Source organism: Xanthomonas cissicola (assembly GCF_008801575.1).
Classification (GTDB): Bacteria; Pseudomonadota; Gammaproteobacteria; order Xanthomonadales; family Xanthomonadaceae; genus Xanthomonas; species Xanthomonas cissicola.
In genome coordinates this window covers 15393-33793 of the sequence record NZ_VZPL01000050.1, presented here as the reverse complement: position 1 = coordinate 33793, position 18401 = coordinate 15393, and the positions used below count along the sequence as shown (strand labels likewise).

At 66.0% G+C, this 18401-nt stretch carries 15 protein-coding genes and 1 pseudogene; 3 read left to right on the top strand and 13 right to left on the bottom strand.

The features are described from left to right. A pseudogene (locus F7R02_RS17940) lies at positions 1–106 on the top strand (IS5/IS1182 family transposase); the annotation flags it as partial. 114 nt (positions 107–220) lie between these two features. Here the strand turns inward: F7R02_RS17940 and curA are convergent. After that, positions 221–1249 carry an NADPH-dependent curcumin/dihydrocurcumin reductase gene (curA, locus tag F7R02_RS17935; RefSeq protein WP_078591010.1) on the bottom strand — a complete coding sequence of 343 codons (1029 nt, stop codon included), beginning with the start codon at positions 1247–1249 and terminating at the stop codon, positions 221–223. Positions 1250–1378: 129 nt separating this feature from the next. Continuing rightward, positions 1379–2350 (bottom strand): aldo/keto reductase, encoded by a 972-nt coding sequence (locus F7R02_RS17930; RefSeq protein WP_005923853.1) that lies wholly within the window; start codon positions 2348–2350, stop codon positions 1379–1381. A 235-nt stretch (positions 2351–2585) separates the two neighbouring features. Here F7R02_RS17930 and F7R02_RS17925 point away from each other — a divergent pair, with 235 nt between their 5' ends. Further along, positions 2586–3440 carry a class I SAM-dependent methyltransferase gene (locus tag F7R02_RS17925; RefSeq protein ID WP_078591009.1) on the top strand — a complete coding sequence of 285 codons (855 nt, stop codon included), beginning with the start codon at positions 2586–2588 and terminating at the stop codon, positions 3438–3440. Between the two features lie 92 nt (positions 3441–3532). Beyond that, complete coding sequence (locus F7R02_RS17920) at positions 3533–4105, top strand: pseudouridine synthase (RefSeq protein WP_033482849.1); 573 nt, start codon at positions 3533–3535, stop codon at positions 4103–4105. Positions 4106–4228: 123 nt separating this feature from the next. On the opposite strand, the gene F7R02_RS17915 is transcribed toward F7R02_RS17920, so the two are convergent. From F7R02_RS17915 to F7R02_RS17865, 11 genes are all read right to left on the bottom strand, one after another. Beyond that, positions 4229–7222 (bottom strand): TonB-dependent receptor, encoded by a 2994-nt coding sequence (locus F7R02_RS17915; RefSeq protein WP_078591008.1) that lies wholly within the window; start codon positions 7220–7222, stop codon positions 4229–4231. A gap of 289 nt (positions 7223–7511) precedes the next feature. Beyond that, a complete protein-coding gene (locus tag F7R02_RS17910; RefSeq protein WP_003489387.1) occupies positions 7512–7943 on the bottom strand; it encodes a hypothetical protein in 432 nt (143 codons plus the stop codon). 160 nt (positions 7944–8103) lie between these two features. Next, positions 8104–10605, bottom strand: a complete 2502-nt coding sequence (gene hrpB, locus F7R02_RS17905; RefSeq protein ID WP_078591007.1) for an ATP-dependent helicase HrpB — start codon at positions 10603–10605, stop codon at positions 8104–8106. Between the two features lie 999 nt (positions 10606–11604). After that, positions 11605–12078 (bottom strand): YehS family protein, encoded by a 474-nt coding sequence (locus F7R02_RS17900; RefSeq protein WP_003489391.1) that lies wholly within the window; start codon positions 12076–12078, stop codon positions 11605–11607. 165 nt (positions 12079–12243) lie between these two features. After that, positions 12244–12603 (bottom strand): hydroxyisourate hydrolase, encoded by a 360-nt coding sequence (gene uraH, locus F7R02_RS17895; RefSeq protein WP_167521055.1) that lies wholly within the window; start codon positions 12601–12603, stop codon positions 12244–12246. Beyond that, the gene (gene hpyO, locus F7R02_RS17890; RefSeq protein ID WP_078591006.1) at positions 12573–13994 is read right to left on the bottom strand and encodes an FAD-dependent urate hydroxylase HpyO; all 1422 of its coding nucleotides are present in this window, start codon (positions 13992–13994) and stop codon (positions 12573–12575) included. The genes uraH and hpyO overlap by 31 nt, the downstream gene beginning before the upstream one ends. After that, the gene (gene uraD / locus F7R02_RS17885) at positions 13991–14482 is read right to left on the bottom strand and encodes a 2-oxo-4-hydroxy-4-carboxy-5-ureidoimidazoline decarboxylase (protein WP_003489397.1); all 492 of its coding nucleotides are present in this window, start codon (positions 14480–14482) and stop codon (positions 13991–13993) included. Before uraD ends, hpyO begins: the two co-directional genes overlap by 4 nt. After that, complete coding sequence (gene hpxZ, locus F7R02_RS17880) at positions 14479–14874, bottom strand: oxalurate catabolism protein HpxZ (protein ID WP_011050226.1); 396 nt, start codon at positions 14872–14874, stop codon at positions 14479–14481. The genes uraD and hpxZ overlap by 4 nt, the downstream gene beginning before the upstream one ends. Then, positions 14871–15761: an allantoinase PuuE gene (puuE, locus tag F7R02_RS17875; protein ID WP_078591005.1), complete on the bottom strand. Its 891-nt coding sequence runs from the start codon at positions 15759–15761 to the stop codon at positions 14871–14873. Before puuE ends, hpxZ begins: the two co-directional genes overlap by 4 nt. Then, positions 15758–17014, bottom strand: a complete 1257-nt coding sequence (locus F7R02_RS17870; RefSeq protein WP_005915164.1) for a pyridoxal-phosphate-dependent aminotransferase family protein — start codon at positions 17012–17014, stop codon at positions 15758–15760. Before F7R02_RS17870 ends, puuE begins: the two co-directional genes overlap by 4 nt. Then, positions 17004–18275 (bottom strand): allantoate amidohydrolase, encoded by a 1272-nt coding sequence (locus F7R02_RS17865; RefSeq protein ID WP_078591004.1) that lies wholly within the window; start codon positions 18273–18275, stop codon positions 17004–17006. Before F7R02_RS17865 ends, F7R02_RS17870 begins: the two co-directional genes overlap by 11 nt. Positions 18276–18401: the final 126 nt, after the last annotated feature.

Here is an 18401-nt window from a genome sequence, read left to right as displayed (position 1 = left end):
CGGCCTGGCCAAAAACACCGCACACGTGCTGACCTTGTTTGCGCTCTCCAATCTGTGGATGAAGCGAAAGCAGTTGCTGCCGGCTATGGGGAGCGTGCGCCTGTAAACCAGGAAATTCCCACGGAAAGCGCCAGAAATGGCGAAATTCCAAAGATTCAAACGCCACTCTTCGGAACGACGCGACATCCCGCACTCTCAGGCCTCGTTATTCAGACCTTCCCTAGGCGAGAGCGACGACGGCCTTGCCGAAGTTCTTGCCGCGTAGCACGTCGATCAGGCCCTGCGGTGCGCTGTCCAGGCCGTGCAGCACGTGCTCGCGGTACTGAATTTTGTCTTCGCGCAGCCACTGGCCCATTTCGCGCAGGAAGGCAGGCATCAGGCGGATGAAATCGTGCTGGATGAAGCCGCGCACCGTCAGGCGTTTACGCAGCACCTGGCCCATGAAGTCGGGCAGGCGATCCGGGCCGGGGTGGGCTTGCCCGCGGCTGTTGTAGGTCGCGATCACGCCGCAGACCGGGATGCGTGCGAAGTCGTTGAGCTGCGGCAGCACCGCATCGAACACCTTGCCACCCACGTTTTCGAAATAGATGTCGATGCCGTTCGGGGTTGCGGCGCGCAACTGCTCTGCAAAGTCGTCGGCGCGGTGGTCCAGCGCCACATCCACATGTAGCGTGTCACGCAGATAACGTACTTTTTCCGCGCCACCGGCAATGGCGACCACGCGCAGGCCCTGCAGACGTGCCAGCTGCGCCACCGTGGCGCCGACCGGGCCGCTGGCGGCAGCGACCACCAGCGTTTCGCCTGGCTGTGGCTTACCGATTTCATGCAGGCCCGCATACGCGGTAAAGCCAGGCATGCCATACACGCCGAGCGCGGTGCTCAGTGGCAGGCTGTCGTCCTTGGGCAGCTTGCGCAAGGGTGTTGTCGGGGTCAGCAGGCTATGCGTCTGCCAGCCGCCGGGCAGCACCAGCAGATCGCCAGGATGATAGTCGGCGTGATTGGACGCGATGACTTCGCCAACGGTGCCGCCTTCCATTACGGCATCGATGGCCACTGGCGCGGCGTAGGAGGGGCCTTCGTCCATGCGGCCACGCATATACGGGTCCAGCGACAGGAAGCGATTGCGGACCAGAATCTGATCGTGGCCAGTCGGTGCGACGGGGACCTCTTCGATGCGAAAGTTGTCCGCGCTGGGTTCTCCGTGCGGGCGCGATGCCAGTACGATGCGGCGGTTGATGATGGACGTCATGGGAAATGGCTCGCAAACGGTCCGCGCATGCGCGGTCGGGTGAGCACGGCCGCTGATGCGGCTGCGCGGGGGAGCGCCGTCACGGGCGCAGTGCGTGTACGGCAACGACGCGACATGCCCACTGATGTACTAGCGGGGTGCTGATGACTCCGGCGCGCTGGCGCTGTCGAGTTGCGCAATCTGATCGGCACTGAGCGCCACGCGTGCGGCTGCCAGCACATCGTGCAATTGGGTCACGCTGGTGGCGCTGACGATCGGCGCGGTCAGGCCGGGGCGCGCGATCAGCCAGGCCAGCGCGATCTGTGCAGGCGTGGCGTTGTGCGTCACGGCCAGATCGTCCAGCGCCTGCAGGATGCGCAGGCCACGCGGGTTGACGTACTGCTTGACTACCGATGCACCGCGTGCGCTGCTCTTTCCGGCATCGTCTGCGCTGCGATATTTGCCGGTGAGAAAGCCGCTTGCCAGCGAGTAGTAGCTGATCACGCCCAGCTCGCGCTCGCGCACCAGGGGCTCCAGTTCGGCTTCGTAACTGGCGCGATCGTACAGGTTGTATTCCGGCTGCAGGCTTTCGTAGCGCGGCAGTTTGTACTGCTCGGAAATATCCAACGCATCGCGCAGGCGCGCGGCGCTGTAGTTGGACGCGCCGATCGCACGCACCTTGCCCTGTTCGATCAAACGGCCGAACGCGGCCAGCGTGGCTTCCAGCGGAATCGATTCGTCGTCTTCGTGCGCCTGGTATAGATCGATCACATCGGTCTGCAGACGCGTCAGCGAATCTTCCACTGCTGCTGCGATGTTGTCCGGCGATAGACCGGGATGCTCGCTCCATTTGGCCACCTTGGTGGCGATCAGCACCTTGTCGCGTTTCCCGCTGCGCGCAAGCCAGCGGCCGATGATGGTTTCCGATTCGCCGCCGCGATTGCCGGGCACCCACCCGGAGTAAGCATCGGCCGTATCGATGAGATTGAAGCCGGCATCCACGAATGCATCGAGCAAGGCGAACGAGGTCGCCTCATCGGCGCTCCAGCCGAACACATTGCCGCCGAAGACGATTGGTTGAACCTGTAGGCCGGAGCGGCCGAGTGCGCGGGGTTGGGTCATCGTGGATGCTCCTGATTCGAACTGGCGACAGGATAGTCACGCACACCGATGTTGCGTGTGACATCTGCGTGGATTCAGCGTTCCGCCGATCGTCCTCAGCAGCTCACAGGATCTGAACATATGGGCGCCGGGACGCCGTAACCGGCCTTGCGCGAATGCACGACGGGCAGATGGCAGGCAGGCCCTGGAGCGCATGCTAGGCTCGCGCTACTTTTTCCCGGATGAGGGTGCTGCGATGATCCGCAACAAGCTGGCCTGTGCATGTGTGATGGGTGTGGTGGTGGCGATGAGCGCGCCGCTGGCGATGGCGGTAAAGCCAGCCGATAGCGCGACCTTGCCGGCGCCCGACGCCGCATTGCAGGCGGCCATCGATGGCAACTGGCGCGACCGCGTGTACGTGCAGCGCGACCAATATCGCCACCCTGGCCAGACGCTGGCGTTCTTTGGCATCAAGCCGACCCAGACCGTCATCGAAATTACGCCGGGCGGCGGCTGGTATTCGGAAATCCTGGCACCGTACCTGCGCGAACAGGGCAAGTACGTGGCCGCCGTGGTCGACCCGGCGTCGGCACCGAAAGGTCGCAGCCGCGAGTACGCGCAGCGTGCGCGCGACGAGCTGGAGAAGAAGTTCCATGCCAAGCCGGAGGTGTATGGCAAGCCGTCGCTCGTATCCTATGTTCCCAAGTCTCCGTCCTTCGGCGTGGACAACTCCGCCGACCTGGTGCTGACCTTCCGCAACGTGCACAACTGGCGCATGGCCGGCACTGCCGAGGCGATGTTCGCCGGCTTCTACAAGGTGCTCAAGCCCGGTGGCGTGCTCGGCGTGGTCGAACATCGCGCCAAGGCCGATGTGCCGGCCGACGACAAGAGCGGCTACGTTGGCCAGGCACAGGTGATTGCAATGGCCGAAGCCGCCGGTTTCACCCTGGTTGGCAAGAGCGAGGTCAACGCCAACCCGCGCGACACCAAGGATTACCCAGGCGGTGTGTGGACGCTGCCGCCCAGCAACAGCCATGACAAGGCCGACGACGCCAAGTACCAGGCCATCGGCGAGAGCGACCGCATGACCTTGAAGTTCGTCAAGCGCTGACGCAGACCTGCATGCCGGCGCGTTGCGCGTGTCGGCATGCAGATGTTTGACGGCATCGGGTTCGTGCAGCGCGCCGCGCAACAGGATTGGCAATGTTGGTGTTGTTGAACAAACCTTACGGTGTGCTCTCGCAATTCAGCGACCGCTCGCAGCCGCCCAAGCGCACGCTGGCCGAATTCGGCTTGCCGCCCGATGTCTATGCCGCAGGCCGTCTGGACCATGACAGCGAAGGCTTGCTGGTGCTGACCGACGACGGTGCATTGGCGCATCGGCTGACCGACCCGCGCCATAAACAGCCCAAGACGTACTGGGTACAAGTCGAAGGCGCGCCACAAGCCGAACACCTGCAGGCATTGCGCGACGGGGTGGTGCTCAACGATGGCCCCACCCGGCCGGCACAGGTGCGCATGCTCGACCCGGCACCGCAGCTGTGGCCGCGCGATCCACCGGTGCGCGTGCGCAAGACGGTGCCCGATGCCTGGCTGGAGCTGCAGATCACCGAAGGCCGCAACCGGCAGGTGCGGCGCATGACCGCAGCGGTGGGCTTGCCGACCTTGCGCCTGGTGCGCGTGGCCATCGGCGATTGGCGGCTGGACGCGCTTGCGCCCGGGCAGTGGCGCGCTGAAGCAACAACCAACGCACGGCCGAGTTGGAGCCGGCGCTGAACCGACGCGCACGCGGTGTGCGAACCGACGGCATCAGCACCGGCCGCGCGTGCCTGGCGGCTGCATAGCGCTGTATGAGCTGATCTCAAGCGCAGAGTGGCAAAACGTCGCCTGCACCCAGACTCAATAATCGAAGCTCACGCTGACCCGAAGCGAGCGCGGCGCCTGCCGCACATTTGCCGCACCATACAGCGGATCCGGCTGTCCTGGATCCAGTTCCGAATATGGATAGCGCCACAACGCAGTTTGCGTATTGAACACGTTGAATACATCCAGATTGAAACCGAGCTTGCCATCGGCAATGTCGGGACGGTAGGCAAGGCCCAGGTCCAGTTGCGTCATCGTCGGCAGGCGACCCTGGCTGCCAGGAGGTGCGGGTTGGCCCTGGTAGTAGTGATAGGCGATGCCGTAACCAGCCGGATCTTCAAAATTGGGACCGTACGAGCCGAGCGGGCTGAACGGCGCGCCGGTGACCACGGCCAGGTTCGCCGACACCAGCCACTGCGGCGAGAGCTGGTAATAGCCGTACACCTTGAGCTGATGGGTGTGGTCGTTGCTCTGCGGGCCGTTGGTATGCTCCATCAGCTGCGCGTAATCCCAGGCCTGAGATGTCGCCACCGCAGTCTGCCCGATGTTGGAGAGCAGCTGACCTTCGGTGGTGCCATAGCTGCGTGAGAAAGTGTAATCGACCTTTGCGTACCAACGGCTGTCGAAGGGATGCTCCAGCGACAGATTGAGCGCGTAGTAGTTGCGCTTGAAGGCGGGCATGCCGAGCTCGGCATTGTTCAGCGGCACGCTGACGTAGTTGCCGCCGGTGTCGACCAGGGTGAAGGTGTTGGCCTTGCCCGGATTGATCAACCAGCAGCTGACCGGATTGCTCTGCTTGGTGACGTTGTAGCCCAGCGCATCGGACTTGGCCAGGACCGCATCGATGTCGCAGTAGTCGTCCACGCCGCTCCGCAATAGGCGGTAGGTGGCTTTGGCGCCGTACACCCAACTCTCGCCCAGCGTTTTGGAAAAGCCCAGAATGAATTCGTCCTGGAACGAGGGCTTGATGCCGGAGGTGGCGACGGTCTTCGGGTCGGGCAGCACGCCGTAATTGTTGTTGGACGACACCGCTTGCGTGAACTGGGTCAGATCGGTGGGGTAACCGTTGGCATCGATGCCGCCGTAGGTGTAGTACGTGGATGTTGCCAAGGTGGCGCCGGCCGCGTTGAAGGCCGGACTCAGCGGCAGCGCCAGGTAGTAGCGCCCGGCATTGCCGAACACCTTGAAATGCCCGTCGCCATCGACGTCCCAGCTGAAGCCAAGGCGCGGTGCCCATTGCCCGCTGGATTGCTTGATGTAGGCATCGCCATCGCGGTTGTAGTTGGTGAATTGGTCCAGTCGCAGGCCCAGATTGAGCAACAGCCGGTCGCTGACCTGCCAGTTGTCTTCGATGTATTGCGCGCGTTGCGCCGAGCGCACCGAGGCCAACGCGCTGGAGATGTATCGGCGCACGTAATAGCCGTCTTCGCCGTTGACGATGCCGCCGGTGGCCGGCACGCCCAGGCCGGTATTGATCGGCACGTTGGGGTTGGATTGCCCATAGATCCAGTAATAGCCGTCGCCGGAGGTCACCGAGCCGCGATTGAGCGCGCGTGCGTTCTGGTTGTCGATTCCGGCAGTGATCGAGTGCTGGCCGATGACGTAATTCAGATCCAGTCGCAGGTTGTCGGTACGGTTGCCGCGATCCGGGTCGACCAGCAGCGAGGTCGTCTGCGCGTTGGTGATCGGGTTGCCGCCGTTGAGTGCGGGATTCTGCAGCGAGGTGTTGGACAGATAGGTCAGCGAGCCGTCGTAGGCGGGGTTGCCGACGTAGTCATCGGTTTTCATCTTGCCGTACAGCGCACTCACGGTGAGGCGGTCGGTGAGATAACCGGTGTATTTGGCGCTCCACAGATTGCCGCCGGTCTTGGTGGTGTCGTCCTGGCCGCGCAGGCTGCCGCGGGTCAGCGCAGCGTAATCGTAGTTGTAGATGCTGCCGCGATACACATTGCGGCTGGATGCGCCGGTGAGTTCCAGCAAGTGATTGTCGGTGATGTTCCAATCCAGTTTGCCGTACCAGCGCGGGCGGTCGTATTGATAGCCGGTGTCGGCGTTGGTGTCTTCCACGCTGTCCAGTTCGCGGCCCTGGCGACGCTCCAGTTCATAGGAGCCGAACACGAACAGCTTGTCCTGGATCAACGGGCCGCCGGCATACACGCTCTGGGTGGACACCCATTGCCGGTCCTGGCTGTCGGGGCGGTACAAGGCGCCGTTGGCCGGGTAGCGCACGTCGTCCTTGTCGGCGCGCGTGGATGCAGGCTCCCAGAGCGCCTGACCACCGAAATGCCATTCGTTGGTGCCGCGTTTGCCCACGGCATTGATCACGCCGCCATCGGAGCGGCCGTACTTTGCGCTGTAGCCGCCGGTGTAGATTTCCTGCTGATCGATACTGCCGTAAGGCAAGGTCAGGCCACCCAGGCCTCGGAGTGGGTCGGTGGTGTTGAAGCCATTGATGTAATACGCGTTCTCCGCAGCAGAAGAGCCGCCGAAGCTCACCAGTTGCTCGCCACTCGGGCCGCTGTAGGTCCCGCTGCCGCTATTGCCGACCACACCTGGTGCCAGCTGCGCAATCGCTTCGGCCGAACGGCCCAAGGGCAACCGCCGCAGTTGTTCGGCCGTGATGACGGTGCGCGAATCCACTGTGGTGACGTCGATCGCCGCTGCTGCGCGATCTGCAGTGACGCTGACGCCATCCAGTTGGGTCACCGCGCCGAACGACACGTCGGTCGTGGTGCCCACCGTCAGCGTCACCGCCTGGCGCGAGGTCAGCACATTGCCAGCGGCATCTTTGGCCACGACCGAATAGGTACCCAACGGCAATTGGCCCAACGCGTAGCGGCCGCGTGCGTCCACCTCGACCTCGCGGGTCAGCCCGGTATCGCTGCGTACCGCAATGCGTGTGGCCGATGTCGGCGCCTGGCCGGCAATGCTGCCGGTGGTGGATTGTGCAAACGCCAACGGCGATGCACTGGCAAACAACAACGCCAGCGCGAGCGCGCTAGGCCGTAACGTGGGAGAGAGAGCCGTCATGAACCATCACTTCTGGAGATCGGGGAAGTGGGAGCACATCGGCCACAGACACACTGTGATGTTCACACTGCGATGTATGGCGCTGGTTGCGATGTGATCCCCGCGGCTATTAATTACCGCGCAACCCGCTATTCAGAAATGGAGTGTTGTCATGTCGCTAGATCTAATCGCTATGGCAGTTCCTGCGGTTTGTCAGACGCTGACATCAATGCATGGATTGCATGCATGCCATAAACGACAACGCCACGGCGCAGGGCCGTGGCGTTGGGGGTCCGCTTCGGATGTCGGCTTATTCGATGCCGTCGCTCGGGGTCACTGCACCGCGGCGCTGGTAGGCGGCACGCCGTGCATTGGCATTGCTGGCGTGCTCGCGATCCAGGCGATGCACGTTACCGCCGAGCACCTGCTGATCGCGCTGACGCTTGCGGTACACCGCATAGCCGATCAGGCCGAGCCCTGCGACCGCGGCAGCAACCGTGACGGCCGGGTTGCGCTTGACCAGTTTGCTGGCAGCCTTGCCACCGGTGCGCACCGCACCGAGCGCGGCACCGGTCTTGAGCCATTCGCTTGCGCTCGGTCCGAAATGACGCAGGCTGCTGCCGGCGTTGCGTGCCTGATCGCCCGCGTTGGACGCGGCGTGACGCAACTGGTCGCCTGCAGTGCCGGCCAGTTCCAGGGCACGCTCCAGGGCGCGTTCGGTGATCACAGTCAGCTTGCTCATCGGAGGCGTTTCCTTTCTGAGTACGTGATCTGCAGTCTGTGCGCTGATGCGTATAGGCGGCGTTAGCGGAGCTGGGTGCCGTTTGGCTTACGGTTAGGTAGCGCGCCGCGGGAGATTTCGAGCTCCCGTCTGTTTCACCGCCGCTGCGGGTCCATGTGTTTCAGGTGCCACGTGGTTTTGCTCTGTGGGTGGCTGCAGCGGTCCAAGGGTCGTCTGGCCACGGATGCCTCGGATACCGCCCCTTCATCTCTTTTTTTACGTCCGGATACGTAGTCGCCCAGAAACTCTTTAAGTCCTGGGTCACCTGCAGCGGCCGCCCGCCGGGGGACAGCAGGTGCAAGGTCAACGGGATACGGCCGTCGGCGATGCGTGGGGTTTCGGCTAGGCCGAACAGTTCCTGCAGCTTGACCGCCAGCACCGGCGGTAGCGGTTGGCCGGCGTGGTCGAGGGCATAGCTGATCGGTCGCTCCATGCCGGAGGGCACGCTGATGCGGGTGGGCGCATGGCGGTCGATCGACTGGCGGCGCTCCCAGGGCAGCGCGCTCTTCAGCGCTTCGCCCAGGCTGGCTTCATCCAGCGCGTCCAGTCGGGTCTTGCCGGCGAAGGCCGGGCGTAGCCAGGTGTCCAGCGTCTCCAGTAGCGCTGCATCGGAGAGATCGGGCAGCGCCAGCTCGGGCATCCATCTCCGCAACGACTGCACGCGTGCGCGCCACTGCTGCAGGTTCTCTGTCCACGGCAGGGCGTCCAGGCCGAGTTGACGCACTGCGTCGGTGAGCGCGCCTGCGGCATGCGCCGGATCGACGCGGCCGGCCGGGCGGCTGTCGAGCACGATACGGTCGAAGCTGGATTGGCGGCGGGCGACCAGCGCGCGCTTGTCGGCGTCCCACTGCACCACGTCCTGCTGCACGAAGCGCTCGGGCAGGCTGCGACGCAGGTAGGCTTCGTCCACCGGCGCGGCGCGCAGCAACAGCGCATCCTTGGCTTCGTAGCGCAGCTCGCTGGCCACCAGCCACGGTTCGCCGCGCAGATCGCTATGGTCGAACAGGCGCGCGCTGCGGCCGTTGGCGAGCAGGTAGCGCAGCGGGTCGGCGGGGTGGCGTGCGGCGATGCGATCGGGGAACGCATGCGATAGCAGGTCGCCGAGTGCGTGCGCTTCGACGCTGGACGGCGGGACGCTGTCGCAGCGCAGCCGGCGGCGCCATTGTCTGGCGGCGCTGTCGATGGCAGCCAGGCCACCGCGATTGGCGTCGGCCGCGCTGCGGCCCTGACGAAATGCCGCCAGCGCCCGCCAACGCGCGGCCAGCCCATCGCCACCCTGGCGCAGGGGATCGCGTGCTTCCAGCATCGCGGCCAGGTCGCAGGCCAGCGCGACACGCGTCGCCTCGCCGGCCTGCGCCAGCATCGCCGCCAGGCGTGGATGCGTGCCCAGCGCGAGCATGCGCCGGCCGAGTGCGGTGATGCCGCCGCTTGCGGTGAGCGCGCCCAGCCGCTGCAGCAGCTCGTGCGCGGCGGCCAGCGCGCCACTGGGCGGCGCATCGACAAAGCGCAGCGCGCTGCTGCCCCAGGCGGCCAGTTCCAGTGCCAGGCCTGTCAGTTCCACTTGCGTGATTTCGGCGCGGCGCTGCGGCTCCAGCCGTTGCGATTGCGGCCACAGCCGGTAGGCCCAGCCGCTGGCGACGCGCCCGGCGCGGCCGGCGCGCTGGTCGGCCGAGGCCTGGGCAATGGCCGCTACGTCCAGCCGCGAAAATCCGCTGTTGGGGTCGTAATGCGGCTCGCGCGCCAGACCGCTGTCGATCACCACGCGTACGCCAGGCAAGGTGACCGACGACTCGGCTACGTTGGTGGCCAACACCACACGGCGGCGGCCTTGCGGGTCGGGCTGCAGTACCTGGCTTTGCGCCTCCACCGACAGCTCGCCATGCAGCGCCAGCACTTGCACCGCCGGATCCAGTACATCTTGCAGTGCGCCATGCACCCGCGCGATCTCGCGTTGGCCGGGCAAAAACACCAACACATCGCCGGGATGTGTAGACAACGCGTGCTCCACCGCGCGGCGCGTCTGCGGCTCCAGCGCTTCGTCGCGGCGCGCCGGAAAGTGCGCGATCTCCACCGGGAAACTGCGACCGGCGCTGCTCAGCCGCGGCGCTTCCAGAAAGCCGGCCAGGCGTTCGCCATCCAGCGTGGCCGACATCGCCACGATGCGCAGGTCATCGCGCACTTGCGCCTGCACATCCAGCGCCAGCGCCAGACCCAGGTCGCCGGCCAGATGACGTTCGTGGAATTCGTCGAACAGCAGCACGCCGACGCTTTCCAGCATCGGGTCGTCCTGGATCAGCCGGGTCAGGATGCCTTCGGTGACGACTTCGATGCGGGTGCGCGCGGAGGTCTTGTTCTCGAAGCGGATGCGATATCCCACCGTCTCGCCAACCGGCTCGCCCAGCTGGCGCGCCATGAACTGCGCCGCGCTGCGGGCCGCCACGCGGCGCGGCTCCAGCATCACGATCTTGCGGCCGGCCAGCCACGGCGCGTCCAGCAGCGCCAACGGCACCTGGGTGGTCTTGCCGGCGCCGGGCGGCGCTTCCAGCACCAGCTGCGGATGCGCGGCGAGACTGTCGCGAATCTGCGGCAATAACGGGGAGATCGGAAAAGCGGGGTCGGTCATGCGCGGGAAGGATACGGGCTGTGGCACGCTGCGGCGACGAGCTAGAGCGTGTTATGTACGTTGAGGTGAGTGCGAAGCGTCCTGTGGTGCGTCGAGACAAGGCGTGCGCTGCGGCCCAGGCTTGGCCGCCAGCGGCGCCGAGTGCGCGCCGCGCGGCTTGGTTTGGCGCCAGCCAAGCCGGCGTCGCGCAGCATCCGCTCCACACCGCTGACGGCCAACGCATCTCATCTCAACGTACATAACACGCTCTAAGGTGCGGCTGGGTGGCAACACGCACCGTGTGGGGTGCACGTTGCCGCCATCAGTGGATGGATGCACCTGGGTCAGGCGGATGCAGTGCAGGCTGTGCGTGCAGTGTCATCCATTCCCTGGAAGCGTCGGCGGCGACACATCGCCCTGGGGTACTGTTGCCGACGCATGTCTGCAAGCGCTGGTCGCGCTCGCGTTGCGTGCAGGGCGTTCCAGTGCACCGGTCATTAGGATCGTTGCGCCGGCCAGCCTGGAGCGGAAGCGCTGGGAATCGAAGCACCTCATGCATTGGCGGGTTCGCAGGTCCTGTCGCACGCTCGCTGCGTCGAGGGCGTGGTGCCCTCACCGCGCGCGGGACACGCCGTTAACCCATCCGTGGGGGCTCGATGGCGGCATCCATGCCGCCAACGGTCCCGCAATCGATGAGGGCACCGCGCCGGACAGTTGGCTGAGGGTTTGTCCGAAAACGAAGGGCGCAGCGCAAGACGAGTGCTGGTTGCTTATTCAACACACTGCGTACCGACCAACGCGACTGTTCCTTGCCCGCGTGCCGTCGCGGGACCTTACGCGCACGTACTTGCAGCGTGCCCGCGATGGTGGGCGGGCAATGGCCTGCAGCCAAGCTTCAGAGCATCCGCTCTATGCGTGATCCAAACCGCGCAGGCCAATGTCCTCGGTGAACACGACAGCCGTACGTCGCATGGCATCGTCGTCAGACCGGCCGAGTCGGCCAAGCGCACCACTCAGACGTCAACCGGCTTCGCGCATCCGGGCGGTCAGGCCCTTGAGGAAGGCGCGCAGCAGCTGGTCGCCGCAGGGGCGGAAATTCTTGTGGCCGGGTTGGCGAAACAGTGCGGAGAGTTCCGGCTTGGACAGCGGGAAACCGGCGCTGGCGAAGATGGCGTGCATGTCGACGTCCTTCAGTTCGAAGGCCACGCGCAGCTTCTTCAACACCAGGTTGTTGCCGACGCGGGTTTCCAGCGGGCGTGGCGGCTGGCTCTCGTCGCGGCCGCGGAAGCGCAGCACCAGACCGTCGAGAAAACGCGCCAGCATCGCATCGGTGCAGGGCTCGAAGCCCGGCTCGTCTTCCTTCTTCAGCCAGGCCTGTACCTGCGGCTTGTCGAGCGCGAACTCGGGGTCGGCCAAGTGGGTGATGTCCACCACCTTGTCGTCGCTGAGGTCGAGCATGTAGCGGATGCTGCGCAGTACATCGTTGTGGATCATGACCGTTCCGGTGCCCCGGCCTGTCGCCGGAAAGCGGCCATTCTACGGGGCTTGAGTGAAACCGGTCTGACACTGTGCGCAGGGGGCTCCGGCGCCGGCAGTGCGAGGGAAGCGCAGACCGTGCAGAAGGGTCCGAACCGTTTGCGCTGCGGCAATATGCAGCGCTCAGCTGCCGCGATAGGTGGAGTACCCGTACGGGGAGAGCAACAGCGGCACGTGGTAGTGGCCGTCGTCGGCGATGCCGAAGGCGATCGGGATGCGGTCCAGAAACGGCGGATCGGTCAGCGCCACGCCGGCAACCTGCCAGTAGCGGGCAAGGTCGAATTCCAGCCGGTAGCGGCCGGGCTGCAGCGCGAGCGCGGCCAGGTCCGGGCAGCGGCCGTCATGGTTAGTGACGCCCTCGAAGTGCAGCGTGTCGCCGGCGAACAACCGCAGCGGCACGCCTGCGGCGGGGCGGCCGCTGGCGGTGTCCAGCACGTGCGTGGACAGCGTGCTCATGCCACCGCCTGAGCTGGCTGCGGCCATTGGCCGACGAATTCGGGTTGGTCGTATGCCAAGTATTGGTCGACGATGGCCTGGCGGTCGTCCAGGAACAACTGGTCGGCCACCGCGCGCGCCAGCCGCGGCAGTGCGACCTTGAGCCCGGACAAGGCCGCGGCCGAAGGTCCGTGGTTGATCAGCGCCGAATAGTTGAATGCGAACAGGCCGTGCAGCAGCGCGGCATCGTCGGGCGTGCTGGGCAGCAGTTCGAAGCCAGGTCCCAGATAGGGATGTGCGTCCAGCACCGGGTTGGCCTGGCCCGGCGGCGGCTGGTAGCGGTCGCCCCAACAGGCGATGCGCCCGGACAGCGCGGCCAGTTCCGGCCGCAGCTGCGGATCGGTGACCAGGCCGGTGGCGATGGCGAGAAAATCGAAGCGGCGTTCGCGCTGCGGCGTGCGCACGACGATCTCGCCATCGCGTTCGGCCACGTCCAGCCATGGCGCACCCAGATGCAGTGCGAAGCCGGCATGCGCACAGGCGCGCTGGAAGGTGTCGTTGGTCGGCGGTTGGTTGTGCGCGAAGAAGCTGGCCATCATCCGATACTTGTCTGCATCCGGCAGCGCCAGAAAACGCGGAATGATGCCGGCCTGTTCCATGTGCCGGAACGGATTGATGCGTGGCAATTCGGTGCGGCGCACGAACACCTCGGCACTGGCGACGCCTTGTTCCAGCGCAAAGCAGGCATTGTCGAAGGCAGAGGCGCCGCCGCCCAGAATGCCCACACGCTTGCCGGCCAGTGCGGCGAAATCGATGTGGCCGGACGTGTGCGCGTAGCGATGCGCGGGCAGGGCGCGGCTGATCCACTCGGGCACGACCCACTGGCCCCCGCCCTGAATGCCGGTGGCCAGAATCAGCTTGCGTGCGAGCAGGGGGGCGCCCATCGCCAGATGCAGGCGATGGATACCCGGTGCGAGGTGCGGCTCCACGCGGACCACGCGGGTGGCATTGCGCACCGGCAAGCGCAGCGTTGTGCGATACCAGCGCAGATAATCCATCCAGCGCGCGCGCGGAATCTTGTCCAGCGCGTCCCAAGCGGCGCTGCCGTACTGCGCCTCCCACCACGCGCGAAACGTGAGCGATGGCACGCCCAGATCGATCGAGGTGATGTGCTTGGGCGTGCGCAAGGTCTGCATGCGCGCGTAGGTGACCCACGGGCCTTCCTGGCCAGCCGGGTTCTCGTCGATCACCAGCACGTTGTGCACACGCTCGCGTTGCAGCGCGAACGCCGCGCCCAGGCCGCTCTGGCCGGCGCCGACGATGATCACGTCGTAGACGTGCCCGCTCGGATGCACGCGCGGTTGCACCCAGGCATCGCCGCCGTGGGCCAGGCATTGCAGGTCGTGGGCGAGGGTACGTTCGAGGTGGGCCAGGCTCATGACAGTGCCTCCAGGCGCAGGTGAACGATCTTGCCGATTTCGGCGATGGCGGTGGCGATCTCTGCATTGCGCGATGCATCCAGACGCTGTTCCAGCGCGGTGAGAATGCCGGCCTTGTCGTGCAGCCGCACGCAGATCACGAACGGAAATCCGAAACGGTGGCGATAGGCCTGATTGAGCGCGTGGAAGCGCTTGAATTCGTCTTCGTCGAGCCGGTCCAGCCCTGCCGAAGCCTGCTCTGCGGCCGATGCGGCAGTGAGCGTGCGGTCGATCGCGGCCTTGCCGGCCAGCTCGGGGTGGGCGCGGATCAGTGCGACCTGATCTTGCGGCGATGCGTCGTAGACAACCTGCATCAGGCCGCGATGCACATCGACGAACGGCCGCCGACGCAGCGCACGTTCCACCACCCACGGCGAGTGCTCGAACAAGTCGCGGTAGCGCGCCATGAAGGCGGCATCGTCCAGCCCGGGGTCGTCGACCACGCTCATGCGTGCGTGCCTTGCAGCGAGACATGCGCGGCCACCACCTTCCAGCCGTCGGCAAAGCGCACCCAGCTCTGGCTCTGCCGACCGCGCGCACTGCTGCCCTCGCGAATGAACTCGGCATGCGTGGTGGCGAAATCGTGGCCGAAGCCATGCACCTGTACATGCGCCAACTGGCGCTGCGGCGAACCACCGCGGCCGATGCGAAATGCGCGGATCGCATCGATGCCGTACAGCACTTCGCCCACGCCATAACGCACCGTGCTGGGCGCTGCATGAAACAGCGTATCCATCGCGGCGATGTCGTCGCGCATCAACGCTGCTTCGTAGGCATGGAAGGCGGCAGTCACCTGCGCGATCACCTCAGGCAGATCGATCTCGGAGGCTGCAATGCTCATGCCGGGTGCACCTGCAGCCAATGGCGCGCGATATCGATGCGGCGCGCAATCCAGGCATCGCCGCTGGCCAGCACATGGTCCACAAAGCGCGCCAGCGCCGCCGCGCGTGCCGGCTTGCCCACGATGCGCCCGTGCAGGCCGATCGACAGCATGCGCCCGCCTTCGCCGCGCAACTGCTCGAAGCTGTCGCGCAAATAGCGAAAGAACGGCTCGCCATCGGCAAAGCCGTTGTAGGCGACGAACTTCATGTCGTTGGCATCCAGCGTGTACGGCACGATCAACTGCGCGCGGCCATGGCGGTGGTCGTAATACGGCATATCGTCGGCGTAGCTGTCGGCGTCGTAGACAAAGCCGCCTTCTTCGGCAATCAGGCGCGCGGTGTTGGGGCTGGTGCGGCCCTGATACCAGCCCAGCGGCCGGCTGCCGGTGACGCGCGTATGCACGGCGATGGCCTCGGAAATATGCTCGCGTTCGGTGGCCTCATCCAGGTGTTGGTAGTCGATCCAGCGCAGGCCATGGCTGGCGATTTCCCACTGGGCCGCCTGCATCGCGGCCACCGCATCCGGATTGAACGCCAATGCCTGCGCCACACCGAAGACGGTCACCGGTACGTTGCGTGCGGTGAACAGCCGATGCAGCCGCCAGAAACCGGCGCGGCTGCCGTATTCGTACAGGCTTTCCATTGCCATGGCGCGCGCACCGGCGTGCGCTTGCGCACCGACCATTTCGGACAGGAACGCCTCAGACCCCGCATCGCCATTGAGCACGCAGTTCTCCGCGCCTTCTTCGTAATTGATCACGAACTGCACTGCGATGCGCGCGCTGCCGGGCCATTGCGCCGCAGGCGGCGTGGCGCCATAGCCGACCAGGTCGCGCGCAGCGTTCATGCCTGCACTTCCGCGTGCCAGGCGGCCAGTGCCGCTTCCACCGCCAGGCCGTGCGTGCAGGCATAGCCTTCGGCGCGCAGTACCGCCTCCAGCGCGGCCAGAGTGATCAGCACCTTGTGCTTCATGGCGTTGTAGCCCATCGCGCCAATGCGCCAGATCCTGCCCTGCAGCGGGCCGAACGCCGTACCGATCTCGATCTCGAAATCTTCGCGCATGCGGCGGCGTACCGCCTCGCTGTCGATGCCGGGCGGAATCACCACGCCGGTGACGTTGGTCATGCGATGCGCATCGTCGCCGAACACCTCCAGCCCCAACGCGCGAATGCCGGCGCTGACCGCGCGCCCGGCGGCCGCGTGGCGCGCGAAGCGTGCATCCAGGCCTTCCTGCAGCGCTACGCGTGCGCATTCGCGTGCGCCGTACAGCATGGTGGTGGCTTCGGTGTGGTGGTTGAGGCGCTTGTCCGACCAGTAATCCATGATCATCGCCAGGTCGAAATAGTTCGATGCGATGCGCGGGCCGCTGCCGTTGGCGATGTCGGCGCGCACGATGCCGCGTTCGACATGTCGGCGCGCGAAGATCGCTTCTGCGGCGCGCTCGGAGACGGTGATCGGTGCCGAGCCGGATGGCCCGCCCAGGCATTTCTGCAGGCCGCCGGTGACCACGTCGACGTCCCAGCGATCGCTGGCGATGGGCATGCCGCCGATGGTGGCGGTGGCGTCCACATAACTCAGTGCACCGGCTGCGCGGCATAGTGCGCCGACGCCATCGAGCGGCTGCGCCATGGTGGTGGAGGTGTCGCCGTGTACGGTGGCCACCAATTTGGGCGCGACGCGCTCGATCGCCTCGGCAATCGCGCTTAGCGGCAACACCTGTCCCCACGGCGCATCCACACTGTGCACGTCGGCGCCGAGGCGGCCCAGGATTTCGGTGAGCAACAAGCCGAAGCGACCGAAGTTGAGCACCAGCACGCGCTCGCCCGGGCTGACCAGCGACACCAGCGCCGCCTCGATACCGGCGCGCGCGGTGCCATCGACCAGGAACGTCCAGCGGTTCTCGGTGCCGAACAACGGCCGATAAAGCGCCATCACCTCGTTCATGTAGGTGGTCATTTCCGGGTCGAACTGCCCCAGCAGATCGGCTGCCATCGCGCGCAGCACGCGCGGATGCGCATTGACCGGGCCCGGACCCATCAACAGGCGCTGCGGGGGATCGAGTTCGCCGAAGGTATGCAGCTGACGCAGATCAGGTGACAAGGGGATCTCCCAGATGGTCGATGAAGTGGCGCATGGCTGCCAGCGCGATCTCGACATCGGCCGGATCGACATGTTCGTCCGGATGATGGCTGATCCCGCCGGCGCAGCGCACGAACAGCATCGCAGTCGGACACAGCGCGGCCATCACCATGGCATCGTGGCCCGCACCGGAGACCAGTTGCCGCGGTGCGATGCCTTGCGCGGCAACCGCCTGTTCCAGCCGCGTGATCAGTGCCGGGGCGCAGGGGCTGGCGGCCAGCGTCTGCAGTGGCTCGATCGCGATGGTGATGCCGCGGTGGATGGCGATCTGCGCCAGTGCCTGTTCGATCTGCTGCACGGCCGCATCGCGGCCTGCATCGCTGCCGGCGCGCACGTCCAGCGAGCAGTCCACACGCCCGGGCACCACGTTGGTGGCGCCGGGCGCCACCTGCAGCTTGCCGACCGTGGCGACCAGGTCGCTGCTGCCTGCGCGGGCGATACGTTCGATGGCCAGCAGCGCGTCGGCTGCGGCGCTCAATGCGTCGCGGCGCAGCGCCATGCTGGTGGTGCCGGCGTGCCCGGCGCGGCCCTCGAAGCGCAGCGCGAAGCGTCGCTGCGCGGCGATGGCGCTGACGATGCCGAGCGGCAATCCTTCCGCTTCCAATACCGGGCCTTGTTCGATATGCGTTTCCAGATACGCCAGCACGCTGCCCGGCGCGCGGGCCGCGTGCTGCACGTGGGCGATGTCCAGGTTCCACTCGGCCAAGGCACTGGCCACCGTGATGCCGGCGGTATCGGTGACCGCCAGCGTGGTGGGGTCGAGCGTGCCGGCCACCGCGCGGCTGCAGAACATGGACGCGGGAAAACGCGAGCCTTCTTCGTCGCCGAAGGCGATGACCTCGATGGCGAACGGCAGCCGGCGCCCATGCGCATGCAGCGCCGCGACGCATTCGATGCCGAGCAGGATGCCGAGCGGGCCGTCGTAGCGCCCGGCATCGCGCACGCTGTCCAGGTGGCTGCCGATCAGTAGCGCCGGCGCGTCGGCACGCGCGCCTTCGTAGCGCCCGACCAGGTTGGCCGCTGCGTCCAGTCGCACCTGCATGCCGGCCTGGCGCATCCATTCGCTCACCTGTGCCACGGCGGCGCGATGCGCCGGGGTGAGCCAGGCGCGGAACAGCCCGCCGGGCGTGTCGCTGTAGGGCGGCAGGCCCAATGCGTCGCAGCGGGCGACCGCGCGTGCGCCCGAGCTGTGGACGGGTGAGCTGCGTTGTGCGCTCAGCATGGGGTGCCGTGCGGGTGTGTGGTTGCAAAGGAGCTGCCAGGACCGCGATGCGATAAGTGCTGATGCATGGAGCCTCCGCAGGCGGTGTGGAAAGGGGCGGATATCGCCAACGTTGGTCGCCTCGCA

What these genes read in the sequence shown, in the direction of transcription:
- curA (WP_078591010.1), bottom strand. Translation starts at nt 1,249, where the DNA reads ATGACGTCCATCATCAACCGCCGCATCGTACTGGCATCGCGCCCGCAC.
- F7R02_RS17930 (WP_005923853.1), bottom strand. Translation starts at nt 2,350, where the DNA reads ATGACCCAACCCCGCGCACTCGGCCGCTCCGGCCTACAGGTTCAACCA.
- F7R02_RS17925 (WP_078591009.1), top strand. Translation starts at nt 2,586, where the DNA reads ATGATCCGCAACAAGCTGGCCTGTGCATGTGTGATGGGTGTGGTGGTG.
- F7R02_RS17920 (WP_033482849.1), top strand. Translation starts at nt 3,533, where the DNA reads ATGTTGGTGTTGTTGAACAAACCTTACGGTGTGCTCTCGCAATTCAGC.
- F7R02_RS17915 (WP_078591008.1), bottom strand. Translation starts at nt 7,222, where the DNA reads ATGACGGCTCTCTCTCCCACGTTACGGCCTAGCGCGCTCGCGCTGGCG.
- F7R02_RS17910 (WP_003489387.1), bottom strand. Translation starts at nt 7,943, where the DNA reads ATGAGCAAGCTGACTGTGATCACCGAACGCGCCCTGGAGCGTGCCCTG.
- hrpB (WP_078591007.1), bottom strand. Translation starts at nt 10,605, where the DNA reads ATGACCGACCCCGCTTTTCCGATCTCCCCGTTATTGCCGCAGATTCGC.
- F7R02_RS17900 (WP_003489391.1), bottom strand. Translation starts at nt 12,078, where the DNA reads ATGATCCACAACGATGTACTGCGCAGCATCCGCTACATGCTCGACCTC.
- uraH (WP_167521055.1), bottom strand. Translation starts at nt 12,603, where the DNA reads ATGGCCGCAGCCAGCTCAGGCGGTGGCATGAGCACGCTGTCCACGCAC.
- hpyO (WP_078591006.1), bottom strand. Translation starts at nt 13,994, where the DNA reads ATGAGCCTGGCCCACCTCGAACGTACCCTCGCCCACGACCTGCAATGC.
- uraD (WP_003489397.1), bottom strand. Translation starts at nt 14,482, where the DNA reads ATGAGCGTGGTCGACGACCCCGGGCTGGACGATGCCGCCTTCATGGCG.
- hpxZ (WP_011050226.1), bottom strand. Translation starts at nt 14,874, where the DNA reads ATGAGCATTGCAGCCTCCGAGATCGATCTGCCTGAGGTGATCGCGCAG.
- puuE (WP_078591005.1), bottom strand. Translation starts at nt 15,761, where the DNA reads ATGAACGCTGCGCGCGACCTGGTCGGCTATGGCGCCACGCCGCCTGCG.
- F7R02_RS17865 (WP_078591004.1), bottom strand. Translation starts at nt 18,275, where the DNA reads ATGCTGAGCGCACAACGCAGCTCACCCGTCCACAGCTCGGGCGCACGC.